23 protein-coding genes and 2 pseudogenes are annotated in these 21,295 nt (G+C 43.5%); 8 read left to right on the top strand and 17 right to left on the bottom strand.

From position 1 onward, the window contains the following. Positions 1–5 precede the first annotated feature (5 nt). The 7 genes from VB836_RS22015 to VB836_RS21985 all read right to left on the bottom strand — a co-directional run bounded on the left by VB836_RS22015 (position 6) and on the right by VB836_RS21985 (position 7,246). A complete protein-coding gene (locus VB836_RS22015; RefSeq protein WP_323222554.1) occupies positions 6–959 on the bottom strand; it encodes an asparaginase in 954 nt (317 codons plus the stop codon). A gap of 108 nt (positions 960–1,067) precedes the next feature. Next, positions 1,068–1,568, bottom strand: coding sequence for a CGLD27 family protein (locus VB836_RS22010; RefSeq protein WP_046277330.1), 501 nt, complete (start codon positions 1,566–1,568; stop codon positions 1,068–1,070). A 179-nt stretch (positions 1,569–1,747) separates the two neighbouring features. Further along, positions 1,748–2,839 (bottom strand): RNA-guided endonuclease InsQ/TnpB family protein, encoded by a 1,092-nt coding sequence (locus VB836_RS22005; protein WP_323222551.1) that lies wholly within the window; start codon positions 2,837–2,839, stop codon positions 1,748–1,750. A gap of 93 nt (positions 2,840–2,932) precedes the next feature. Further along, on the bottom strand, positions 2,933–3,355 hold the full coding sequence (gene rsfS, locus VB836_RS22000; protein ID WP_323222549.1) for a ribosome silencing factor: 423 nt from the start codon (positions 3,353–3,355) through the stop codon (positions 2,933–2,935). Positions 3,356–3,516: 161 nt separating this feature from the next. After that, a complete protein-coding gene (yqeK, locus tag VB836_RS21995; protein WP_323222547.1) occupies positions 3,517–4,140 on the bottom strand; it encodes a bis(5'-nucleosyl)-tetraphosphatase (symmetrical) YqeK in 624 nt (207 codons plus the stop codon). 32 nt (positions 4,141–4,172) lie between these two features. Further along, a complete protein-coding gene (locus tag VB836_RS21990) occupies positions 4,173–5,459 on the bottom strand; it encodes a WcaI family glycosyltransferase (protein ID WP_323222545.1) in 1,287 nt (428 codons plus the stop codon). A gap of 143 nt (positions 5,460–5,602) precedes the next feature. Beyond that, positions 5,603–7,246, bottom strand: coding sequence for a DUF3352 domain-containing protein (locus tag VB836_RS21985; RefSeq protein ID WP_323222543.1), 1,644 nt, complete (start codon positions 7,244–7,246; stop codon positions 5,603–5,605). A 387-nt stretch (positions 7,247–7,633) separates the two neighbouring features. Between VB836_RS21985 and thyD the strand changes: the two genes are divergently transcribed. From thyD to VB836_RS21960, 5 genes and pseudogenes are all read left to right on the top strand, one after another. Beyond that, on the top strand, positions 7,634–8,554 hold the full coding sequence (thyD, locus tag VB836_RS21980) for a thylakoid membrane protein ThyD (protein WP_323222541.1): 921 nt from the start codon (positions 7,634–7,636) through the stop codon (positions 8,552–8,554). Between the two features lie 2 nt (positions 8,555–8,556). Next, positions 8,557–9,957 carry a DUF697 domain-containing protein gene (locus tag VB836_RS21975; RefSeq protein ID WP_323222539.1) on the top strand — a complete coding sequence of 467 codons (1,401 nt, stop codon included), beginning with the start codon at positions 8,557–8,559 and terminating at the stop codon, positions 9,955–9,957. Between the two features lie 221 nt (positions 9,958–10,178). Next, positions 10,179–10,508 (top strand): annotated as a pseudogene (locus VB836_RS21970) (helix-turn-helix domain-containing protein); the annotation flags it as partial. 46 nt (positions 10,509–10,554) lie between these two features. Beyond that, positions 10,555–10,905: a hypothetical protein gene (locus tag VB836_RS21965; protein ID WP_323222537.1), complete on the top strand. Its 351-nt coding sequence runs from the start codon at positions 10,555–10,557 to the stop codon at positions 10,903–10,905. Between the two features lie 270 nt (positions 10,906–11,175). Next, complete coding sequence (locus VB836_RS21960) at positions 11,176–12,678, top strand: sugar transferase (RefSeq protein WP_323222534.1); 1,503 nt, start codon at positions 11,176–11,178, stop codon at positions 12,676–12,678. A gap of 16 nt (positions 12,679–12,694) precedes the next feature. On the opposite strand, the gene VB836_RS21955 is transcribed toward VB836_RS21960, so the two are convergent. From VB836_RS21955 to VB836_RS21940, 4 genes are all read right to left on the bottom strand, one after another. Further along, entirely contained in the window at positions 12,695–13,471 is a 777-nt protein-coding gene (locus VB836_RS21955; RefSeq protein WP_323222532.1) for a WecB/TagA/CpsF family glycosyltransferase, read from the bottom strand. A gap of 43 nt (positions 13,472–13,514) precedes the next feature. Beyond that, a complete protein-coding gene (locus VB836_RS21950) occupies positions 13,515–15,158 on the bottom strand; it encodes a B12-binding domain-containing radical SAM protein (RefSeq protein WP_323222530.1) in 1,644 nt (547 codons plus the stop codon). 91 nt (positions 15,159–15,249) lie between these two features. After that, on the bottom strand, positions 15,250–15,504 hold the full coding sequence (locus VB836_RS21945; RefSeq protein WP_323222528.1) for a SemiSWEET transporter: 255 nt from the start codon (positions 15,502–15,504) through the stop codon (positions 15,250–15,252). A gap of 170 nt (positions 15,505–15,674) precedes the next feature. Beyond that, entirely contained in the window at positions 15,675–16,655 is a 981-nt protein-coding gene (locus VB836_RS21940; RefSeq protein ID WP_323222526.1) for a 2-keto-4-pentenoate hydratase, read from the bottom strand. 247 nt (positions 16,656–16,902) lie between these two features. Between VB836_RS21940 and VB836_RS21935 the strand changes: the two genes are divergently transcribed. Next, on the top strand, positions 16,903–17,553 hold the full coding sequence (locus VB836_RS21935; protein WP_323222525.1) for a YdcF family protein: 651 nt from the start codon (positions 16,903–16,905) through the stop codon (positions 17,551–17,553). A gap of 111 nt (positions 17,554–17,664) precedes the next feature. Here VB836_RS21935 and VB836_RS21930 read toward each other — a convergent pair whose 3' ends face one another. The 6 genes from VB836_RS21930 to VB836_RS21905 form a co-directional block, all read right to left on the bottom strand. Then, positions 17,665–17,784: a photosystem II reaction center protein J gene (locus VB836_RS21930; RefSeq protein WP_023064980.1), complete on the bottom strand. Its 120-nt coding sequence runs from the start codon at positions 17,782–17,784 to the stop codon at positions 17,665–17,667. Between the two features lie 280 nt (positions 17,785–18,064). Continuing rightward, complete coding sequence (locus VB836_RS21925) at positions 18,065–18,184, bottom strand: photosystem II reaction center protein L (RefSeq protein ID WP_072075572.1); 120 nt, start codon at positions 18,182–18,184, stop codon at positions 18,065–18,067. Between the two features lie 9 nt (positions 18,185–18,193). Beyond that, positions 18,194–18,331 (bottom strand): cytochrome b559 subunit beta, encoded by a 138-nt coding sequence (gene psbF, locus VB836_RS21920; RefSeq protein ID WP_046278842.1) that lies wholly within the window; start codon positions 18,329–18,331, stop codon positions 18,194–18,196. Positions 18,332–18,353: 22 nt separating this feature from the next. Then, positions 18,354–18,605, bottom strand: a complete 252-nt coding sequence (gene psbE / locus VB836_RS21915; RefSeq protein WP_046278841.1) for a cytochrome b559 subunit alpha — start codon at positions 18,603–18,605, stop codon at positions 18,354–18,356. A 298-nt stretch (positions 18,606–18,903) separates the two neighbouring features. After that, positions 18,904–19,914, bottom strand: a complete 1,011-nt coding sequence (locus tag VB836_RS21910) for a photosynthesis system II assembly factor Ycf48 (RefSeq protein WP_323222522.1) — start codon at positions 19,912–19,914, stop codon at positions 18,904–18,906. Positions 19,915–19,940: 26 nt separating this feature from the next. Further along, complete coding sequence (locus VB836_RS21905; RefSeq protein WP_046278839.1) at positions 19,941–20,282, bottom strand: rubredoxin; 342 nt, start codon at positions 20,280–20,282, stop codon at positions 19,941–19,943. Between the two features lie 408 nt (positions 20,283–20,690). Here VB836_RS21905 and VB836_RS21900 point away from each other — a divergent pair. After that, positions 20,691–20,975 (top strand): annotated as a pseudogene (locus tag VB836_RS21900) (IS607 family transposase); the annotation flags it as partial. Further along, positions 20,914–21,295: helix-turn-helix domain-containing protein (locus VB836_RS30400; RefSeq protein ID WP_323306958.1), on the top strand; the 382-nt coding region annotated here is incomplete at its 3' end. The pseudogene VB836_RS21900 and the gene VB836_RS30400, both read left to right, overlap by 62 nt.

Below are 21,295 nucleotides of genomic sequence, written 5' to 3'. Positions count from 1 at the left end.
AAACACTAAATGATAGACAATTCTCCCACCACTTCTAAGCGTCTATATTCATCAAGGGTTAGAAATTGTTCAGATAACGCTTCAGACTGAGTTGGCGTAATCCAGCCCATCTGCTTTAATAACTGAATCGCCACCGCATATTTAGCGCGTTTCGCCCCATCAATGACCTTAATCGCTAAACCCATCCCCTCGCCAATGCGACCAATACACTGAACCCCTTCAGCACCGGATTTACTCACCAGTTCACCTTGAGTCATCCGCATCAATTCCGTATCTAAATGCCCTTCTCCAGCCACCATTTCAGGGTGATGTGTCATCGAGCGGACAATCCGTTCCATATCCAGATTATCCCCAGATGCCAACTGAGCATACAAAGTCGCAATTTGACCCAATTCCAGATAATAAGTCGGTGCGCCGCAGTCATCTTTCGCTACTATGATTTCATCGGGTGGCATTTTTAGCATCTCAGCCACTTTACCGAGAATCAGTTGTTGTACCGGATGTTTAGGCTGTAAATAGGTTTCTAAAGGCCAATGGCGTTGACGACAGACTGCCAACATTCCCGCGTGTTTACCCGAACATCCATGTTGTAGAGGACTCCGTTTGTCTTTGGGAGTCGGACATTGAAGATAAACCGGATCAACATCACAATGCCAGAGAATATTAAAAGCTCGTCGGGCTTGTCCGATGGTCCCTTGATGAGAACTACAAATAATCGCCAGATCGACATCCGTTAAATCATAGCGTTCGAGTGTACCCGTGTTAGTCACGGCTAAAGCTTGGAACGGCTTGAGGGCTGAACGCACAAACGTTCCTGTCTCTGCACTTCCGGCTACCGATAGCACTCGCCCGCGAGTATCGCAAACTGTGGCTTGAATGCGATGGATAGACTCACAGATTCCTTCCCGTAAGAGTCTAACTTCTAGTTCCGCCGACTGTGTTCGTTTTGCCCTTGTCATGACAGTGTGAGTTTTGAATGAAGTATTAGTATACATTGCCGGGATCAGACGACTCGCTCAGGGGTTTAATTGTTGGCCACAGATAGTTTATGGCTGATTTGACTGCAATTACAAACACAACCAAATTAATCCATCTACCGCGACGAACAAGGCTAAACCATAAAAAGTACGTCGTAGTCGTTTGAGTAGAGGTTGCACTTGATAGGATAAAATCAGCAGATCTTGAGCCTGAAATTCAGGAGTTTTCTGCCAAGTTTGTCCATCATACCAGCCTGACTCTTCATAACAAATACTTGTACTCGTAAGCCGCGATCGCACGTAAGACCAACCTAAATATAATCGAGTCACCACCAAGGTTAACATCAAAGTCGCTCCGGCTCCCCCACTGACTAGAAACTGCACCATTGCCTTTTGAGGGGGGAAACTCGCGGCGGCTACTGGCCCGAATATTAACCAACTCCAGCCCCAGACCCAAGCCAATTTTCTCAGATATTGATGCCATTCAAGAGTGACCCAGCTAAAAAACCAAGACTCTTGCAATTCTTGATATTCATTGACAGGGCGCTGTTCTGGGGGAACTGGGCAAACTGAAATAGACACATCTCTCATAACTACTTTTTTTTGAATTGGGGAGTCACAGATCACTTCATCGTAGAACGACGGAGCCGACTGTAACCGTTGATCAAAATTGGAAGTTTTTCATACTGCTTTATAAAACTGATATAACGCGGTACAAACCGTGTTAATGTTTACTTCCTGCATCACCCCGGACTGTCGGCAGCACCCGGTCAGACAGGCAAATAAACCGAGAAGCCCTCGGCATAACCTTCTAAATTTAGGCTGGCATTTAAATCACGGTCAACGCTTACACCGCAATTATTACAGTTAAAAACTCGTTCTTTCAGTGGCATTTCTTGAACGTGACCGCAACTTGAACAAGTCTTAGTTGACGGATAAAATCTGTCAGCAAAAACTACTACTGAGCCGTACCACTCGGACTTATACTCGACTTGGCGGCGAATTTCATAAAGAGCAGAATCGGCAATAGCACCCGCTAATTTATGATTTTTCATCATCCCAGAAACATTCAAGTCTTCTAACCCGATAACTGCGTGGTTTTTGCATAGCCATGAGGTTAGTTTGTGAATTGTATCTTTGCGAATGTTAGCCACTCTTTGATGTGCTTTTGCAAGTCTCAGTCTAGCTTGATTCCTGTTGTTAGAACCCTTCTGTTTTCTCGAGAGTTCGCGCTGAAGTCGAGCCAGATTTTTCTGTGCTTTTTTGTAAGCTCTGGGATTTGCAAAAACAGTACCATCTGAACAGGTCGCTAATACCTTAACCCCAACATCAACACCCAGGTATTCTCTTGATTTAACAGTCTGTTCTGGTTCAAATTCGTAGGCTACAGACAGATACCAAGAATCAGCTACTCGACTAATTGTGACTCGCTTTGTGTTGATTTCAGGTAGGGGTTCATAAGTGAATATCCATCCAATAAAAGGAAGCTTCAATTTCCTCCCTGAAAACCTCATTACTTTGCCACAATTATCTAAAGTAAAGCTATCATTTCTGCCTTTTTTCTTGAACTTAGGATGTTTGGCAATGCCTTGAAAAAATCGGCTAAATGCTTCTCCCAAGTGCATGAAAGCAAATTGATAAACTCTAGAACTTAGCGTTGACTGCCAGGGATAGTTGGGCTTAATGTGATTGGTGTAGAACTTTTTTAGCTTATTCGTTGAAGGTTTTAAACCCTGCTTGTAAGCTTCATTCCACATCGCTAAGGCCCAATTCCAGACCCACCTAGAATATCCCGCGTGTTTAGCCATTAAGGTCTTTTGACGGTTATTAAGTTTGAGTTGGGTCTTGAAGGCTCGTTGCATAGATCTATTATCTGATCTTACAGATAGTACCGTGTTGTACCATAAATCGTCTACTAAGTTACTGCTCCTTCTCAGTTTGCCTAATCGTTAAATTTACAGGAGCGTCAACACATCGATCCGTTCAGCATGACCCCAGAAGGCTTCTAAACTGTAGAACTCTCGCTCTTCGGGGAGCATGATATGGACAATTACATCTCCATAATCCATCAAAATCCATGTTCCTTCTCGTTGTCCTTCAATACTGAGAGGAACTCGTTGAGTGTCCTGTTCAACCTGCTTGGCGATCGCTTGATAAATTGCTCGAACTTGAACAGTAGAAAAGCCGGTGACGATCACGAAGTAGTCTGCAAGGTAGGAAATTTCTGAAACCTTCAGCACGGTAATCTCTTCGGCTTTCCGGTCTTCGGCTGCTAGAGCGACCAGTCGGACTGTTTCTAGAGTCCGTTCGTCGTCTATCTCTAGATCAGGGGCAGTCGTTTGCCGAGTATAGTATTCGGCTTTGGCGTGATTTAGCATTAAGTTCTTTCAGCTTTTGTGCAACTAGATAGCCTCCCAGACAGAATCTGAGTGTTTGTTTAGATATTGTAGCAGTCGATTTTAGAGTTCGGGGTGAGGGTTGATCTGAAACTTAATGTTTGATGTGATCACAGCTACCTAGAATGCAACTTCAGGGCTTTCTAACGCCCCTGATAGGTTTGTAATGCCCAGTTGCGAGTTAAGATTATTCGCGGATGAACAACTCGGCAGGTTTTCATCAGATAAGCTAGCGTGTAATCACAGGTTTTCCAGACAGCATGATACAAGTTCTCATTACAAAGGGATCTGAGCGCTTGCAGTTCGGCTGTATCCCCTCGACCTGGTTCTAGAGTATCAGCCAGAAAAACGACACAAGATAGAGGACTCAACTGAGGTTTTCCCAGGGTATGGTTGGCGATCGCGTCTAAAACCTCTTGATCTTCAATACCAAATTCTTTTCTCGCAACAACGGCACTAATATCGGCGTGTAATAAATGAGGATGACTCTCCAAAATCTCATCCAATTCTACTCCCTCTGCGATCGCCATTTTTAATAGCACTTGTGGCTGAAAATACTTGGCTAAATCGTGCATTAAACCTGCAATTTGAGCGATCGCCACATTAAGCTGATGCTGAATCGCTAAATCAATTGCCATTTGTTCAACCCTGAGAATATGTTCGATCCGAGAGCGTGGCACCTGATCAGACAACCAGTTTAACACTTGTTCTCGCAAGTGAAGATCGATCAAGGGATAAGTCATCGGCTGAGATTCTGTTGAGGTCATAATAATCGTTAAATTTTAGCAATTCTGGCTTCTCAATTTTGGTTTAAATTGTTACTTTTCGACTCATTGTATCGTTGTAGTTTTCCCGCAGAAATCACCTGAGAGAATAAGGCTTCATACTGTTTCAAAGCTTGCTCAAAAGAGAAGAATTCCTCGGCATATTGACGACCTTGTTGACCTAAGAATTTAACTCTCTCGGGGTCGTGATACAGTTCTAATAAACTCGCTGCTAGTGCCTCTGCATCTTCAGGAGGAACCACTAGACCCGCCCCACTATTTTCAACCGCTTCTTTCGCCGTTCCGCTATCAGGAACTGAAGCAACAATCGCACATCCACTCGCCAATAGAACAGGTATTTTTGAAGGCAGATTAAAAACCGTTACTTGACTTTTTTGAACCACTAATCCCACATCAGCAGCCGATAGCATCTCCGGCAATTTTTCCCGAGGTTCAAACGGCAGCAACCGAACATTATGAGCATTATAAGTCTCACAATAATCCTGTAAATGAACCAAAGCACTGGCTTCACCGACAATTACAAAGACAATTTCAGGAATATATTGTAACTGTGCCGCCGCTTGAATTACTGTTTCTAAACCTTGAGTTAGGGCAATATTACCCGAATACAACACAACAAATTTATCTTGAAGCTGGTGAGCTTGTCGGAACGGGTTATTTTCTTTCGGTAAAGGTCGAATAAAATTCGTATCAACCCAATTGGGAATATAGGTAATTTTCTGAGGGTGAACCCCTTGTCGTTCTAACGAATCAATAAATCCGGTAGCAATGACACTCAGTTGGTCTGCTCGCCAATAGGCAAATTTTTCTAACTTTTCAGCAATTCCAACCAGAGGCCCACCTTTTTTGAGCAGATTAACCCGCACAGCCGCTTCTGAGACGATATCTTGAATATTTAACACAAAAGGACAGCGATTAACCCAAGCGTAAAGAGCCACAGGAACACAAACCAATAAAGGAGGTTCAGTGGCAAAAATTACATCCGGTCGCCAACCATTAATCGCTTGAAATAAACTGGTAAAAATAAAACTCCCATCCAGTAAAATGCGATCAAGCACACCCGGTTCTGGGCCTCGCACAAAAATATAACTGCGTTGAATTGTCACCCCATTTTTCTGTTCCGTAACATAAGATTTTCCCCGGTATTCATCATAAATGCGACGTTGGGGGTAGTTGGGCATTCCGGTCACAACCCGAACTTCGTGACCTTTTGCAACTAAACCCTCAGCTAACTCAGTCATTAAAGGGGCAATGCCAATCGGTTCTGGATGGTAGTTATAGGAGTAGATCAAAATACGCATGGTCTTCTTCAATTCTTCAAGGTAGATCATCGAAGTCTAGTTTAATTAAAACTAGCTTTTTCAAGATTATCCTCAAACCTTTATTTTGACTCTGATTGCTCAACCTCGTTGAGACGAACATCCGAGCATTGGTGAGTCAAAGATCAGTTTCTTTTGGGTTTAAGGGTTAAAATCATTTCTACTCTAGCCGTTTCTTGATCCAGACGAGTTGCACTGATACCCAACCCCTGAACTGAATTTAACACGGCGATTGCATTGGGTTGAACGGCTATAGCGGGGGCGGCGATCAGATAACCTGTCGCCCAAGTGACTAGCTTTTCGATATCAAGATAGACATAACTATGGTTGGGCTGGGGTAAGGATTGAGTCACAGTCTGAAAGCGAGGATTAGTCTGAAGGGGTTTTTGAGGTTCGGTGGCGATCGCTTCAACAACAGGCCCTCCAAAGGCAATAAACACCAAATTGGATCGCAGCCAACCATGTCCAAACAAAGTCCCTTGTCGAGGATCTTTCCATTCCGTGACTTGGATTTCCCCGATCGCTCGTTGTTCAACATTCACCGGAGGATTGCTTCGAGCGACAACGGTATCGAGTTGAGTCAGCATTTTCTCGGCGGCGGGGCGATCGCTCGTTTCGAGTAACAAAACGCCACCCAACCCCAAAGCGGCTAGCACCCCTTCTTCTGAAGCGATCAAACCCAAAGCAAATTCACCATCCATCCAGCCAAAAACATCTTGATCCGCATCTAAATTAATGGCATTGAGTCCCCGTCTGATTTGTATAACCCATCGATTGAGATCCCTATTTTCCTCGGCTAAGGTAACAATTTCTGACCAAACTTGCTGAATACCTTGAGTTTGAATCAATCCGATGGTATCAGCCGGAAATCGAGTCACCAGGGAGTCAAGCTGAGGTTGATCAGAGGGCTGAAGGGCGCGATCATTGAGTTGAGTTGTGGCTTTGAGACGAATTCCGTCTTGATCCACCCCAATACCGACAACAACAGACTCAATGGGCTTGAGTTGGGATAAAACCTGCATTGATAGTGGGGAAGAACTAGAAAAATCCCGGGTGATCTGCTCAATCAACCTGGGATATTCTGCAATATAAAGGGTAGCAATCGGATAAGGAACATCAACACTGTTTAAAAACGTCTGCTCTGTTCCGGTTAAACTAGCAAGGGCTGGCTCACCTTTTGTAGTCTCTATGGCTCGTTCGATCGCTGTAGGGTCAGCCGCAACCACCAGATGAGAGTTGAGTAAAGCAACATTGTAACGCTTACCTCCAGGCTCGGTATATTCAATAATCTCGACGCCTCTATACTCTCGTTGTTGACGCTTAATGTTGGCGGTGGCGTTAAACTTGCGGGAAAAATGCCAAGCTTTAATCGGGTTCTTGATACCCACAACCATCAGAAGATTAAAATCTTCTATTTCCTGTCCCTCTTGGGCGGGTAGAAGGGCAACCATGACTCCCCCCATCCAAGGCTGGAGATCTCGCTCAAAATTGAGGCTCGTCCCTGCTAGACTTTGTTGTTTGAAGGTGGTTAAACTTTGAGTGATCCAGGTTCGGGTTTCTGGTGTGCCGAACTGTTTCAGGTGAGCGATCGCCTCGGGGGTCGGTGAGATAAAGGTTGCCATCATTGCTTCATCGGGGACGAGTTTGGCACTTTCGGCTAAACTATAAGCTCGAACTCCCATGCTTTTGAGATAAAGCAGACTCGTCAAAGCACCTATAGAGACGATAGCAGCCGCTCCAGCTAATAAGTTAAGTTTCTTAAGTGGCATTTTTTCGAGTTCACCGAGTTCAGAAGTCAGGTGTTGGAGAATGGGGAATGGTGTGTTAAACCCTAACCCCTAAAAAAACGGGTCACTATCACTGAGGGCGGGTTTATATCAGTTTTTTGTGGCAAGACATACATCTGTTGCTGAACCCGCCTCACTCTCTTGCAAACTTCGGATCACGACTATTGCGCCCCCGTCGCAAGGTTAGCGCTGTTCACTGGTCACTGATCAGGGTATAACGCTCTTGAGAGCCAATGTTTTAATTGTGTCTGAGTTGGGAGGAATTGACAACAGAGGATAGAGTCGTCTTGCGGCTCGGTATAATCAAAAACGAGTTTGGAGTTGATCACCGATCAAGTCTGAACCCGCTCACTCAGCAGTTAAAATTTGATGAAAGTAGCAATTACTGGAGCAACAGGATTTGTAGGAACTCGCCTCGTCGAGCGACTGCATCAAGAGGGACATCAGGTGCTAGTGCTGACCCGCAACCCGGAACGCGGAAGGCGGATTTTTCCGAATTCTGCCTATCCCCGCTTAGAAATTGTCGGTTATACTCCCACAGAATCAGGATCTTGGCAACAGGCGATCGCAAATTGTCAGGGTGTGGTTAATTTAGCGGGCGCTTCGATCGCCGAGGGGCGCTGGACTGCCCAACGCAAACAGGAAATTATCAATAGTCGCGCCCAAGGTACCGAAAAACTCGTCGAAGCGATTTTACAAGCCGATTCTAAACCCTCTGTTTTGGTGAATGCTTCGGCGATTGGCTATTACGGAACCAGCGAAACAGCGAAGTTTGATGAAATGAGTCCGCCAGGAGATGATTTTCTCGCGCAGGTGTGTAAAGCTTGGGAATCAGCCGCTCAAAAGGTCACAGAAGCCGGAACTCGGCTGGTGATTGTCCGTACCGGGATTGTTTTGGGGATGGGCGGCGCATTGGCTAAAATGCTAACCCCGTTTAAACTGTTTGCTGGAGGCCCAATCGGATCGGGGAAACAGTGGTTTTCTTGGATTCATCGGGATGATTTAGTGAATTTGATCATTTTTGCTCTGACTCACTCTGAAGTTGAAGGTGTGGTTAATGGTACCGCTCCTAACCCGGTTCGCATGGAACAACTCTGTCACAGTTTGGGAGAGGTTCTACACCGTCCTTCTTGGCTCCCTGTACCGGATTTTGCCTTAGAAGCGCTGTTAGGGGATTCGGCGCAGTTGGTTCTTGAAGGTCAACAAGTTATCCCCAAGCGAACGCTCTCTTACCATTTTGACTATCAATATCCCACCGTTAAACCTGCCCTAGAAGATATTGTTAAATAATTATGACTTCCTCTGACTCCCTCGACTCCTGGGATCTCAACCGCGCTCGTAGCAGTTTACGACAGGCGATGATTCGCTATTCTCACAAACGACGCCAACGACAAAACCCCCCTCAATTGCAAGCGACTCTGAAAACTCAGTTGGATGTTTTGGCTGGGAGTTTAGAGAAACTGGATGGCGGTTTAGTGCGAATTGCGGTTTTTGGCTTGGTGAGTCGGGGAAAGTCTGCGGTTTTGAATGCGCTTTTGGGGGAGACTGTTCTACAAACAGGCCCACTGAACGGGGTGACGCAATGGCCGCGATCAGTCCGGTGGACGGTTCCTTCTCGCTATGATGATCAACGAGACAGCATTGCGGTGGAATTAATTGATACGCCAGGACTCGATGAGGTGGGGGGTCAAGTTCGGGGTGAAATGGCGCGTGAGGTGACTCGTCAGGCGGATTTGATCTTGTTTGTGGTATCGGGTGATCTGACTCGCACGGAGTATGAAGCGCTCTGTGAGTTGCGAAAGGCTCAAAAACCTCTGATTGTTGTTTTTAATAAGATTGACCTGTACACGGACGCAGAACAGCAGGCTATTTACCAGAATTTACAACGGTTGACGACTACTGATGGGCTGAATCTGGAGTTTTCGGATTGGGAATTGAACTCCCAGGGAGAATTTCAACCTGCTGATAGTTCTCTAGTGGAGGTGGTGCGAGTGGCGGCGGTTCCTGCTGCGGTTCAAGTTCGGGTGGAATGGCCTGATGGTCGGGTGACTGAGGAATGGGAGACTCCTCCGCCTCAAATTGATGAGTTGAAACAAACGATTATTAATATTCTCTATCAAGAAGGGCGATCGCTTTTGGCGTTAAATGCGTTGGTTCAGGCGCGAGAGGCGGAAAAACAGATTGCTCATCAAACAATTCAACTTCAACAAACCGAAGCGGAGGCGTTAATTTGGCAGTTTACGAAGTATAAAGCGATCGCGATCGCGATTAATCCGATTGCAGTTATTGATGTGTTGGCGACGGCGATCAGTGATTTAATTTTAATTCGGTCTTTGGCTCGTTTATATGGTTTACCCATTACCAATTATCAAGCCAGTAAGCTATTACAAAAAATTCTATTAAGTGCGGGGGGAATGATTCTGGCGGAATGGGGAAGCGGTGCAATATTAGGATTCGGTAAAAGTGCGGCGGGATTAGCGACGGATATTTCGACTTATGCGGGTGTTGCTTTCACTCAAGCTTCAATTTCCGCCTATGGAACTTATACGGTGGGTCGAGCGGCTCAGGTTTATCTTGAGCAAGGCTGTACTTGGGGAGAATCGGGTATTGATACGGTGATTCAAGAGATTATTAACCAAGTTGACCGCGATACAATTGTTTACCGATTGCGACAAGAGTTAACAAAAAATTAAACTTATTTATATTTTGACAATAAAGATGGGCAATTGTTCATCGTTAAAGCTGTGTTAAATAATCTTAGAAAGAGTGGGAAATTCACCCGGATTTGGTATGATAGATTTGCGATCAGATTGGGGAATTGTGGGAAAACCCCCATCCCCAGTTAGGGAGAAGTAACTTAGTAGACGATTTATGGTACAAAACGGTACTATCTGTAAGATCAGATAATAGATCTATGCAACGAGCCTTTCAAACCCAACTCAAACTTAACAACCGTCAAAGAACCTTAATGGCGACCCACGCCGGATATTCTAGGTGGGTCTGGAATTGGGCTTTGGCGATGTGGAATGAAGCTTACAAACAGGGTTTAAAACCTTCAACGAATAAGCTAAAAAAGTTCTACACCAATCACATTAAGCCAAACTATCCCTGGCAGTCAACGCTAAGTTCTAGAGTTTATCAATTTGCTTTCATGCACTTAGGGGAAGCTTTCAGTCGCTTTTTTCAAGGCGTTGCCAAACATCCTAAATTCAAGAAAAAAGGCAGAAACGATAGCTTTACGATTTTATCCATAATCTAAGACTTGTTCAAGCTGCGGTCATGTTCAAGAAATGCCGCTTAAAGAACGAGTTTTCAACTGTGAAGCTTGCCACATATCAATCGGCCGCGACTTGAACGCAAGCCTCAATGCGCGAACATTACGCCGAAGGCTATTCGGTTTGAGCCTGTCGATCGGGTACTGCCGACAGTCCGAGATGAAGCAGGAACGAAACTTTAATACGGTTTGTACCGTGTTATATCAGTTTTCGATAGCAGATGATGTTCCATTGTTGATCACTGAATTCGAGACAGATATCAACAGATTTTCACGATTTAAACTCTCGATGAGCTTCACAAGATTACCGGAAACAATCTCAAGTCTAAATATTAGAGATCGGAGTCAATGTTCTGTACAGAGATGACCTGAAATATTTTCTATTTTTTCTTGAAAAAAACGCTTTAGTTATTGATTTGACAGTTTAACTCGACTAGAGCTTGCTAGAGTTTATCTAAACTCCAATTCTGATCTATTGATTCTCTTGGTTCGTTAATTTCATCAGGGTTGCATTTTCAACGAGTAGATATATTATCAGTTTTATCAATTGTTCTTTGCGGAACGAGACAAGTAAATTTCTCATTTTGAGAGCAACTTTATTTGAATTGTATGAATTTTAAACCCGAGTGACAAAACAATGCTAAAAAATGTGCCGAACCCTGAAAAGAAAAATGATCCTAAAGTTGACAACACTCAATTTAACGATCAACGCGCTCCCAGTATTTTAGTTCATCTTGACAAAGGCGCAGCCGTTGCGTTCGTCCGAAATCTGATTCTTTTACTCTTTGATGCCACTTTTATTTCACTGGGATGGTTGACTGCTAAATGGGTTGTTATTAGTAACAAAAATTTTCAGAGTGTAGAATCTTTTGATCTGATTGGTTCCTCTCCTGAAAAACCGGGTTATCTGCTGCTCATTTTAGCGATGACAATTAGTATTATCGCCTCAGCAGGGCTTTATAGTCGCCGTGATACTCGTCGTCGCTTTTTGCGTTTAGTCAGTTGTTTGACTTTAGCGCAAATTATTTTCATTGTACTAGCTTTTCTGTATAAACCGGGTATATTTCTTTCTCGATCTCTTTTCTTACTGGCTTGGTTTTTTAGCGTTGTTTTTGTGTTATTCGGTCGGTTTGTGCTTGAGTTAGCAGTAATAAAAGTTCGCAGCAAAGGAATACTCACCCGGAAGATTTTTCTCATCGGAACACCCAGAGATACTTTGGCGGCAAAAATTGCACTCAAACTGATTAGTAATCGAGAATTTAAAATCACAGGTCAAATTGATTTATCCACGATTGAAGCACAAAAGAAATGGCCGTCTATTCTTCAAGAGATTCAACACCAACAAGTTGGTGAAGTCTTTGTTTGTTCTTGGCAGTCCATCCCCAATTCTATGTCCTTTTACTGGAGTTTAAAAACCGCCGGAATTAACTTACGAGTGTTACCTGTGGGCTTAGAACTTCCCTATCAATCCCCTCAAATTGAAATGATTGGTCGAATGCCAACCATTCAGTTTACAACACCCGCCATTGTCGGTACAGACTTCTGGGTGAAACGGGGATTTGATTTAACAGTTGCGGTATTAATTGTGATTTTTGCTAGTCCGATTTTGTTGTTAATTGCAGTTTTGATTAAACTGGACTCACCGGGGCCGATTTTCTACAAACAAACTCGTTTAGGTTTGCGAGGGCGTCATTTTAAGGTGTGGAAATTTAGAACAATGGTGATTAACGCTGACCAATTGATGAAAGAATTGGAAGCTAAAAATGAAATTAAAGGCGGTGTTCTCTTTAAAATGAAAGATGACCCTCGCATTACAAAAGTCGGTAAGGTTTTGCGTCAATATAGTTTAGATGAACTCCCCCAACTGATTAATGTTTTGATTGGTCAAATGAGTTTAGTAGGGCCGCGTCCATTGCCTCTGCGAGATGTAGAAGGATTTGCCCCTCATCACTTTGCTCGACAAAATGTTTTACCCGGAATTACAGGGTTGTGGCAAGTTTCTGGACGTTCAGATATTATTGATTTTGAGAATGCTTTTCGGCTTGATGTGATGTATATTAATAACTGGTCGCTGTTGCTAGATTTTCAGATTTTGTGGAAAACAGTTCAAGTGGTATTAAAACGCAAAGGGGCTTATTAATTACATCTAAAGTTAATTACTTTGACCACTTTTCAACCGGAAGTACCCGAATAAATTGCAGAAATAATAGAATTAAATAAAGCGGGTTCAGGAAAACATATCGTTTCCAAAGCCGTTTGGGTTCTTGCCACAGTCGAAACGCCCATTCTAAGCCCCCTCGTTGCATCCAACTGGGGGCTTGAGGAATATTTCCTGCATGAAAATCAAACGCCGCCCCCACACAAAGAATCGGACAATTTAACAAATCTCGATGTTCAAATGCCCAAGTTTCTTGACGAGGACAACCTAAACCCACAAAGACAATTCGGGCTTCCGAAGTTTGAATTTGTTGGATAAAAGCAGCATCTTCTTCGATAGTTAAAGGGCGATAGGGAGGAGAAATAGAACCGCAAATTTTCAGATGGGGAAATTTGTGGATGAGATTAGATTCTAATTTTTCTAAAACTTTGGGAGTCGAACCATATAAAAAAATACCTGTATCTTGTTGGGCGGCTTTTTCACAGATATATAATGTTAAATTAGGCCCATAAACTCGGTCTTTGAGATTTGTTTTGTAGAGTAAATTTAAAGCCCATCTCACAGGTTGACCATCGGGGCAAACTAAATCAAAACGATTCAGACGATAACGATAAGCTTTATCTAAAACTGCCGTCATAATACCATGAACGGGTTGAGCGGCGACAATCAGAGATTGCTGATTTTTAGCCCCATTCATAACGTGATTGACAGCACTTTCATAGTCAATCGCATTGACTTTTACCCCTAAAAGGTTATATTTCCCTAAATCAATCATCAGAATTCCCCGACGAAGATAACCTGCGATTAGGCTACTTTTATTATACTGTTATTTGAGTCAAATTAAACTCTTTTTGAAAGTGAGAATTTGCCTCAGCTAAATGCTTTTTCAGTGTGGCTTCTGGAAGTGGCCCTTGTAGATGATGCCAAGGCAGAATATCATCAAGATGCCAATTCTCAAAAACATAGTAGTCAAGTTCGGGTAATTGTCCGCGTAACTGTTTAAATGCTCGTCGATAACTGCCCAAAGAATCACCATAGTCTCTCACTAATTCTAGCAGATGAGAGATACGGCGATCGCCTCGAGAAATCACGGCTTGAATGACTGACCATTTATAACTTTCTGGGCGAAAATCAATCCCGTCTTTTCTGAGATTTTTTTCTAACAATTTGAGTCTTTTTTCGGCTTCTGAGTTCACCCCAAACCATTGAAAGGGCGTGTGAGATTTCGGAACAAAGGTACTACAACCCAGGGTTAATTTTAAACCTGGAGCGGCTTTTTTGAGTTGTTTCATTAAAGCCAGCGTTGCTTCTAAATCTTCCGGTTTTTCTCCGGGAATTCCCACCATTCCATAGAGTTTTAAGGCTTTTAATCCTCCGATTTTAGCATTGATTGCGGCTTGAATAATTTCTTCGTTTTCTAATTTCTTGTTAATGATTTTACGAACTTTATCACTTCCGCTTTCTATCGCTATGGTTAAACTTTTGGTGTCTCGCTTGGCTAAAGTTTCTGCGAGTTGAACGGTAACTGTATTCGTTCTAACTGAAGCAATACTTAACCTAACATCTTCATATTGAGGTTTACTGAGATAGTCTAATAACTCAGAAAATTCTGGGTGTTGAGTCACAGAAGCCCCCAATAAACCAATGCGGTTCGTAATGCTTAAACCCTGTTCAATAGCAGGAATGAGTGAAGCTTCTAAACTCGCGGTTCTAAACGGTAATGTTAGATAACTGGCTAAACAAAAGCGGCACATTTCAGGACAACTGCGAACCACTTCCACCATGAAAATATTTTCCCAGGCGGCTTTTTCGGTAACAACTGTAGAAGCAGATAAAGTATTTCCGCGATAGGTTTGTTTGTGAACTTTTGCCGGAATTTCTGCTATAATTGGTTCAATAGATGTGATTTTACCGTCTGGACTCTCGTAAGTGACTTGATACAAACTCGGAACATAAACGCCGGGAACTTGAGCAAGATGTTTTAATTTGGTTTGACGGTTCGCTGTTCTCACCTGTTGATAGGCGGTGATAAAATTGGGTAATAATTCCTCTCCATCTCCCAATAAAATAAGATCAAAAAAGTCAGCAAAGGGTTCAGGATTTGCCGTTAAAACTGGCCCACCTCCAAATACTAACGGATGAGAATCTTCTCGGTTTATTGAACGAATCGGAATATTGAGAAATTCTAATCGTTCTAAAATATTGATATAATCGAGTTCCCAAGATACAGAAAAGCCGAGTAATTCCGGTTGGGTGGGTAGAGGTTCAGAAATATCAGTAAATAGCCGACTAACTTGTACATCGGAACGCAACGCCAAAGTCGCCCAAACAATTTGATACCCTAAACTGGTAATTCCGACAGTATACTGGTTTGGAAAGGCAAAAATAATCGGAATGGCATTAATATCCGGTGTCGCCGGAGTAAACAGAAGACGTTCAGAGTCGAAAACAGAAGTATTCACAGGTTAAGTTAAAATTAGATCGAGTTTAGATGAATCCGTGAAAATTAACAGAGGTTATCAAGGATAGACTGTCGTGATTAAAATGTTAGGATTAACGATATTTGAGTTTGAAAAACAGAATCATTGATGCTAAACTAAAAGTCACAATATTGGTGGCAATAATTGGAATATTCCCAATCAGAAGTCCATAGACTATCCACAAAAATACACCCGAACAAAAAAGCACGAACATTTGCAGGGAAACATCACGAGTCGATTTGGTTTTCCAGGTTTTAATCACTTGCGGTAAAAAAGAAATTGTCGTTAAACTACCCGCCAGCAGTCCAATTGCGGTAATTAAATCCATCGCAGTATTACCCTGAATTTAGCCTCTCTCATTCTAAATCAATCATTCGTTAAGGTGTCGGAAGACAGTTATCAGTCACCAGTCTTGTAGGGGCAATTCATGAATTACCCTTACCAGTTAAAAGTTTTTTCCCTTTTGCCTTTTGCCTCATGCCTTTTGCCTCTGACTATTCACTCTGAAAAGGTCACAGAAACGTCCACAGTTTTGGCTTCTAAGCCAATATAACGGGCGCGAATGGTGGTTTTTGCTTGAACTGGCATTAACGGGGTAATCGTTCCCAGAGATAACAAATCACCGGGCTGAAGGCGTATCCCTGCGGCTTTCAAATCATCCCGCAGCCATAATACCGCTTTTAAAGGATGTCCCAGTAAAGCCGAACCCTCACCTTGGGCTAATTCCTGGTCATTTTCATCAACTAAAATAACCTTAAAATTTCCTAAACGTTTTTCCCAGTCCGGCGTTGCGGTAAGCGGGATCACTTTTCCCAAAACTCCTAAACGCGCACCCGCATTAATTGCGACTAAAGCGGCTGCATTGAGTTTAACATCGGGTTGATAAACTAAATCGGGCAGTTCGATAAAGGGAATCACTGCATCTAAACCTGCAAGCAATTCCTGGGGCGTCCTGGCTTCGTTAATGCTATCATTACCGACTCGAACGATTAAATCGGCTTCAAATTGAGGTCTAGCCCCAAAGTCCGCCGAAACAACTGCACCATTATCGAGTAACATCTGTTTGAGGAGAACACCCCGCACGGGATGAGAAACATTGAAACGTTGTTGGGCGATGGGATTTGTCAGGGCGGCTTTATAACCCACGATAGGCCCTAAATGGGGAATAAGGATCTTAATAAATTCTTTTTGTATGCTAATCCCTTGTTGTAGAGAGAGATTCTCATTGATAGCAGCAACAGGTTCACGTTTTAAGTAGGTATTTGCCAGTTGTTGCGCTAAACTGGAGTCTGTGGCAATTATTTCGGTGGAGAGGAGATCCAGTTCTCGTGCTGGGGTTAATAGCAGGCTATCCGATGTCGAGAATTTGTGAGGAGAGCGAATTGCGTTAGCCAAATTTACACAGACGAGGGTGCTAATACTAGCACAGACAGTAGCAATGGAGAATCGTAGCCACAAATTATTTAGTCGAGTCAGCATTAGTTTAAACAGATGGATCAAACCAGTGAAGTTTCACCCGTTTGGGCGAGGGTTTATCCTCTCTATTGGGGAAGTCACTGCTGAGGTCTTGATTGTAGCTTATATATTGATGCTGATTGATTCTCACTGTTTCATCGCATCAGGGTGTGAGTGAATTTAACAAAAGTTTAGCGAAATTTGTGCATCTCGATTTCTAAAAATACTTAGAGGCTGTTTTGACGGGAGCAAGTCAGTTAAAAAGAGTCATATGAATATCAAACAACTCTTTCAATCTTTCAATCTACCAACTCTAGGCGTAACCTCTGCCTTATCAGTCGGTGTTGCCTTAACAACTTTAGCAAATGTGATTACAGTTCGCTCCACCTTAGCACTTCAACAAGCCCCCGAACCTCAAGCCATTCTCATGTTAGGTGGAAGTATAGATCGCGAAGAATTTACGGCCTCGTTTGCCAAACAGCATGATCATTTAGAGGTTTGGGTTTCATCGGGTGTCGATCGCCGCACCGCAACGGAGATTTTTCAACAAGCCGGGGTTGATCTGGGGCGGGTACATCTAGACTATCGGGCTGTTGATACGGTGACGAATTTTTCAACTTTGGTTGAAGACTTGAAAAAACGGGATATTTCTCATGTTTACTTGATCACTTCAGATTTTCATATGCCTCGGGCGACAGCCGTCGCATCAGTTGTCTTTGGCAGTCAAGGAATTGCTTTTACACCTGTAGCGATTTCTAGCCAAGATTATCCCTCAGAATCGGGTATTCGGATTGCGCGAGATCTGAGTCGGGCTATTGTTTGGAGGTTTACGGGTTGGGCGGGAGAAAACCTCAATCCCCGTTATGCTTTACGAAGGGCGATCGCGGAACGAGATGCAGCCCCTTTACCGGAACCCAGTTAAAACCAATTCTCCATCAAAAACTCAAAATCCCGCTCGGTGTCGAGTGGGATTTTAGAGATCTAAATACAAACCAAGATTCTGTTTCTCATTAGCCAAGAGATGGCTTCTGTCTTACATTGCTGAACCAACACCCACGTAAGAACCGTAGAAGAAGATACCAACAACGACTAAAACACCAGTTCCAGCAACGGTGGCTACTAACCACAACGGAATTCGAGCTTGTCCAGACACGGTTTTTTACCTCTTATTTCAAAACGTTACGGACGTGAAGTACCTATCACCAACGCTATTCGCCTATGGTGTAGGCTTCCTGCTTCATCAGCCGTTGCCTTTTTGTACGGATACAAATGGGTCTTACACAGCGTCCACAGGCAGACACCCGTCTTCCACAGGCTAAATTTTTCTACGCTTGGTTTTCGCGTTTTTGTGTTCTGTGCCAACAGGATTATTTGAGCACAATTCATCCCAACCCCAACGCGCTCGTTTTTGGAGTGGGACTCCGGCGCGATATTTAGTTAAAGAAGTAACTGGAGAATAAAATACCCAGTACAAAAATCAAGAGTAAACCCAGATAAAGAGAAGTCCGGTTTAACTCGACGGGCTGACGATTCCGGTTGGGAGTACGATCCATAAAAACCTCCTAGCGTTGAATAAACTGCATTGCGGCGATCGCGCCTAAGAAAAATACGGTTGGGACAGCCAGGGTGTGAACAGCAAGCCAACGAACGGTAAAAATTGGGTAACTTACGGGTTGATTGGGATTAGAACTGCTACTCATGTTATTAAACTCCTTATTTTAACTACTTCCCGGTGTATTCATCGATTTGTTGTTTACCGCTAAAGCGATCAGACACAATCGGAATTTCTTGACGTTCTTGAGTCGGGAAATACTCATCAGGACGGGGGGTTCCAAAAGCATCATAAGCCAAGCCTGTGCTGACAAATAACCAACCTGCAATAAACAAAGCGGGAATGGTGATGCTATGAATCACCCAGTAACGAACACTGGTAATAATATCGCCAAAAGGACGCTCTCCGGTATCACCTGCCATGCGTAATTCTCCTCAATTACAACGGTTTACAAATAAGGATGAGAGACTTGAAATTATACTACGTTTTGTGAGTGGGGTTGAAAAGCCAATTTCCTCTGCTTTTTAACAAAGGCTGGTTCTATTTTTATCCCGATTCTTAAACGAGGGGAATCCAACATTTCTCAAGTCTGACATCTTAGCGTTTCAGTTCCAAAAGTTTTTCAGGGTGTTAAACGCCTATCAATGTATTATGATACAAAATTGGCGAATTTCTAACAACCCAATCGAATCATTGATCTGCTTTAACCTAGTCTAGAGTTTAAGTGGCACTTTGGGAAGACTGCGGTGTATATCTTAATAGCGTTCCTCTTTGACCCAGGATAAAACCTTTGTCTGGGTTGATAAACTTAATGCGGTTAAAGTTCGCGGGAATATTTTCTACTTCGCGATCTTTGAGCCAAGTTTCTCCACCATCAAAACTACAGACCAAGTTCCCACTACCGCCACTGACCCAAATTTCTGAGGAAGTGCGATAGGCTAAATCCAATAATCCCCAACTGGTGGCATACTCGGGTTTAATCACTTCACTCCATTCTTCGGGATTTTCCGGGTCAGCGAACCGCAGTTCACCGCCACGGGCGATCATCCACAAACGACCATCTTCACCAAAACCAATATTTTCTAACCGTTTAGAGCTATAACGGTTATGAGGTTGCCAAGCTTTTTCGCCCGGTGTCCAGGTGGAGTAGAAATTTCCCTTGGCGGATACGGTCATATATTCACCCTCAGAGGAACGGGCAATACTACGAACAACCCCAACCGCTTCTTCGACTAGAGCTTTCCAGTTTGTTCCCCCGTCTTCTGTGGCATAAATCGCACCGATATCGGTGGTCATTTCGGCCGACTGCGGGCCGAGTGCAACAATATTATAGGGCGCACCGGGAAGTTTTGAACTGAGTTGAATACGAGTCCAAGAGTTGCCATCATCGGTGGTATGTAATAAAACGGAAGGTTCACCGACAACCCAACCTTCAGAACCGGAGAAACTGACTGAAGCTAAACGAGCTTTTTCTTCGCCTAAATCTAGGGCTTTGGTTTCCCAAGTTTTACCCCCGTCGGTTGTTTCTAAAAGGGTGGCATTACTGCCAACAACCCAACCATGATTCGGGTCTGTTTCTGAAAAAGCCACATCAAATAAGTTGGCATCGGTTGCTGCGGGAACGACTTCCCAGGGGTTATAACTTATTACGGGCAGAAATTTACAACTGGTGCAAAGCAGAAGAACGGCAAATACAATTAGAATTTTTCGCAAAAATTTCATTAAACTCATGGGTTTTAGATCAATTCAAATCGCTTTTATTTCAAAGCATATAAGCTCATAAAGAACAGAAAACCTAAAGCAAGTCCGCCAAAGATCAGTAAATTTTTCTGTTGAGAACTGAGGGTATTGACTCCTAAGCCATAATTCAAATTTTCTTTGAACCCCGAAGGCCCCTCTTTTGATCCAATATTGGCAAACTGACTTCTTGGCGCCCCACAGACTGGACAACGCCAGCCCCCGGGTAGTTCTTCAAAAGGAGTTCCAGCCGGAACTGCAACTTTTCCCATTGAACTCCCTTTGTTTGGCTCGTAAACGTAACCGCAGGCTCTACATTCGTATTGATCTAGCGGTTGGACTTCAGTAGCTTGCTCGCTCATAGCTTAACCTGGAGGAGTCGTTAATTCTTAAAATGTCTATTACATAATATTACAGAATCTCACCAAAGCCAATCAAAAAACAGGCAATAGGGAACAGGGGACAGAGGACAGGGGACAGGGAATGGGGGAATGGGGTTCCCGGGAAGATGAGGGAGTCGGGAAAAAACTGTTGTTACCTCTTGCATGATTGCAAAATTGCCTGTAAAAACTGTTCCCTACTTCACTTACCTTTAATGTCGAAAGAAGGCTCGCGCTGTACCAGCAAGGTCGGCTCCTTCGATGAATTTCGACCAACAAACTTGTGATATATTTAAACTAGCTTTCAGGTTGAGAATCCACCGATATCGTGAAAATTCCACTGAAATAGCGTGGCACTTTTGACGGAAAACAAAAAAGAGCAAGACAAAACAGCTCGACGACTTGGATAGACAAGTTGCTTACATGGTGTCCGTCTTCCCACAAGCCGAAATCATCAAAGACATCGGCTCTGGACTCAACTTTAAGCGAAAAGGTCTTCAAACCTTACTGGAACGACTTATGCGAGGCGACCAGTTCACGCTTATTGTTGCCTGTCCCGACAGACTTGCTAGGTTCGGATTCGAGCTTATTGAATGGATGGTCAAACATAACGGTGGAAAAATCGTGGTTCTGGACAACACTGTTCACTGCCCGGAAACTGTTCGCGAAGCGTGACGCGCCAGCGTCATACTCACCGCCTATCTTCTCTCCATCATTCACGTCTTTAGTTGCCGAATGCACGGACTCAGAAAATACGGGAAAAAGATCTCTGAAGATCCGGATATACCTAACAGCATCTCAAAGAAATCTCGTTAGACAGTGGTTTGGAGTGTCAAGACTTGTTTTTAACACCACCGTTAAATACCTGCAAGAACCTGATACTAAGGCAAATTGGAAGGCAATTAAAACAGGTATTTTGAATTCATTGCCAGACTTTTGTAAGTCAGTACCTTACCAAATTAAGTCAATAGCGGTTAAGGATGCTTGTAAAGCGG

The organism is Limnoraphis robusta BA-68 BA1 (genome assembly GCF_034932365.1).
Lineage (GTDB): Bacteria > Cyanobacteriota > Cyanobacteriia > Cyanobacteriales > Microcoleaceae > Capilliphycus > Capilliphycus robustus.
Note: the sequence above shows the minus strand (reverse complement) of the source record. Positions and strands in the feature narration are given on the sequence as shown.